The sequence below is a fragment of the bacterium genome (assembly GCA_037131655.1).
In the GTDB taxonomy this organism is placed as follows: Bacteria; Armatimonadota; Fimbriimonadia; order Fimbriimonadales; family JBAXQP01; genus JBAXQP01.
This window is the reverse complement of sequence record JBAXQP010000336.1, coordinates 1-2,754: the sequence shown is the minus strand read 5'-3', so window position 1 is coordinate 2,754 and position 2,754 is coordinate 1. Positions and strand designations below refer to the sequence as shown.

Below are 2,754 nucleotides of genomic sequence, written 5' to 3'. Positions count from 1 at the left end.
TTCCGGAACCTCTCCTCTCGTTAGGCTTCAGGTTTGAGCATTTGATGATTACCCCTCTCCGTGACACGGAGAGGGGCCTACGAAGTAGGGGGTGAGTGTCTTCCCTGAAAATTCCTCGACAAGCTTTGAATGACATGCCTGACGGCACGTTTGGCTACTTGTTAGCGTCCAACATCTCTTGGTCGCGTTTATATAAAGACTTCCAAGGCTCGCGATTGATCTCGACTACGAACTTATTGCGAGTTTCTTCTAAGAGCCTAGCAAAAGCACCCTTGTCCGACTTCGCTTGAATTATGTTCTGCTTAATGTAAATTTTCATGTCCTCTGATAATGGCTTGGTCTGAGACGGATTAATCTTTTCGACTCTAGCCATAATCCACGCGCTTGTTTTAGCTCCACCTTGACCAGTAACAGGAACCTTAACCCATGAGGTAATTTGCTTAAGAGCTTTCAACTTAACCTTATCAGCAAATTCCTTGCCCATATTACTCTTAATCCAGTCGTAGTCTCTATCCGGAATCATGCCTGCCCCACCATCTGATTCTGAGCGGTTGGCAAGTGCTGGACTATCGTTATACTCATGGCAGATCGTTTTGAAATCCACTCCTCGCTTAAGATCATTATCTGCTAGCAGTTTCTGCTTCTTATCAGAAGTGATGACAATACGCAGTCCATAGGTCGAAGGAGTATAGATCGGCCCAGGAATATTCTTTATACGAGAATAAGCAACTTTGACATCTTCATCAGTAACCGTTAATCCCTTACCCATTAAGTTTAACTTAGCAAGGTTAATCAACTCATCATTGCGTAAATCAGCCTCTGTTCGCCCATTCTGTGTATAAAGGACAAGAAGATTTGGATCAAGCCTTTTACGTCTTTCTACTTGATCGTTTACTTCTTTTTCTGTCGGAAAAACGCCGGCATTCTTCGCTGCTTGGAGCATTGCTTGTTGGGTAATTATCTCTCTAAGCGCGCGTGCGCCAGCTTGACCGGAGGGGGTTATCTGATTAGTATCTGCCTCAGGCTCGTAGTAAGTCGGCAATGCTTCCATTTGCAGTACAAAATCATTTATAGTGATGACTTTGCCATTAATAACCGCCACAACTTGGTCGTTGTTTGAGACGCCATCCTCGGTCGCAGCCCAAACACAAATGCTTATAATGAATAGCAACAACAAGACGCTAATTTTATTCATGAAATCCCTCCTTGAGTTAGTTAATTGTAGGTGATACCCTATTCGCTTGTCAACTTCTACATCTTGACAGGGCACTGGGTTGGCAGTTAGAATAGACGCATTGGTCTAGTGATAGGAGATTGAGCATGAGCGTTGCGGGCACATGGTTGCAGAAAAGAAATCTTACTGAGCAAATCACGATATTAGTCGGGGCGAATATCCTCCTGATCGCCTGCGCGCAGATACGGATTCCCCTCTGGTACACCCCCATCCCAATTACGGGTCAAACATTTGGAGTTTTGCTTACCGGAGCGCTCTGGGGCGGACGATATGGAGCGTTGGTAGTTGGGATGTACCTATTCGAAGGCATGGCTGGGATGCCGGTCTTCGCCGGCGGACGCGATGTGCAAAGAATTGTCGGCCCTACGGGCGGTTTCTTGATCAGCTTCATTCCTGCCGCTTTCATCGCCGGTTATTTGCTCGAGCGAATGCGCCGACTTAGCTTATATAAAGTTTTCCTTGCACTTCTCGCGGCTAATGTTGTTATCTACGCAATCGGCCTTCCGTGGCTGGCGATTTATGTTGGTTGGAACAACACCTTGGCCATGGGATTGCTGCCGTTTATCCCCGGTGATCTAATTAAAATAGCACTTGCAGCAAGCATGTGCTGTAAGATATTAAACAAACAATGAACAAGCGAGCATTTACGCTAATCGAGTTGTTAGTCGTAATTGCGATCATTGTAATTTTAAGTGCAATTCTCTTCCCTGTTTTTGCGAGTGCTCGTGAAAGCGGACGTAAGGCAACTTGCGCCAATAACCTTCATCAAATTGGTATCGCATTTGATTTATATCTAGACGATTATGAAAGTGTTTATCCAGCAAGAGTAAACGATCCTTTCTTGTTTGCCGGACGCAACTGGATGATTCTAATTCAGAATTATCTTCCTGGCGGGAAATTTACATACACTCCGAAAGGTTACGCTAATTCTGTTGAAGCCATGCACAATGATGTCTTATTATGTCCATCTGACTTTATATCCCTAAAATCATACACAAAAACTTCCTACGCCTATTCGGCATCTTTTTACTTCTCAAAAGATCAAATAAACAGCCTTGCAAGTGCTAATGCAGGAAGTACCTGCTCCACTCTGTCAGTTACTTTTGGAGGATTACAGTCACTAGTTCCCATTCCGCAGCGTAATGCAGGGCTTGAGCAGCCTGCCAATAAGGGATTAGTGACCGAATGGTTCTCTAATCATATGAAAATCACAGGATTCTGCGGTCTTTATACTTGGGAAGGGGCGGCGAATTATCTCTTTGCCGACCAACACATTTCCTACCTCCGCCGACGCCAAATCACTCCAGCCATCGATGGATTTCCCGATATCAACCTGACAAAAGATGGAATCCGCGGCAGCGATTTCCGTTAAAAAGGGCGCCCCCGATTGGGTCGCCCTTTTTGGCCACTAAGAGATCTCTCCTACTTGTACGAAGGAGGCTCAACGGTTTTAACGGTATCGAGATCGGCTAGCTTCTCGACATTTTTCACCAGTATTCGGCCGATGACCAATTTCATCG

3 protein-coding genes are annotated in these 2,754 nt (G+C 45.3%); 2 read left to right on the top strand and 1 reads right to left on the bottom strand.

All coding sequences use genetic code 11. From position 1 onward, the window contains the following. Window positions 1–154: 154 nt before the first annotated feature. Window positions 155–1,195: a SurA N-terminal domain-containing protein gene (locus WCO51_12050; GenBank protein MEI6513985.1), complete on the bottom strand. Its 1,041-nt coding sequence runs from the start codon at window positions 1,193–1,195 to the stop codon at window positions 155–157. A gap of 125 nt (window positions 1,196–1,320) precedes the next feature. On the opposite strand from WCO51_12050, the gene WCO51_12045 reads away from it, so the two are divergent. Both WCO51_12045 and WCO51_12040 read left to right on the top strand, forming a co-directional pair. Continuing rightward, the gene (locus tag WCO51_12045; GenBank protein MEI6513984.1) at window positions 1,321–1,866 is read left to right on the top strand and encodes a biotin transporter BioY; all 546 of its coding nucleotides are present in this window, start codon (window positions 1,321–1,323) and stop codon (window positions 1,864–1,866) included. Further along, window positions 1,863–2,606, top strand: a complete 744-nt coding sequence (locus WCO51_12040; GenBank protein MEI6513983.1) for a DUF1559 domain-containing protein — start codon at window positions 1,863–1,865, stop codon at window positions 2,604–2,606. The genes WCO51_12045 and WCO51_12040 overlap by 4 nt, the downstream gene beginning before the upstream one ends. The last annotated feature ends 148 nt before the right edge of the window (window positions 2,607–2,754 follow it).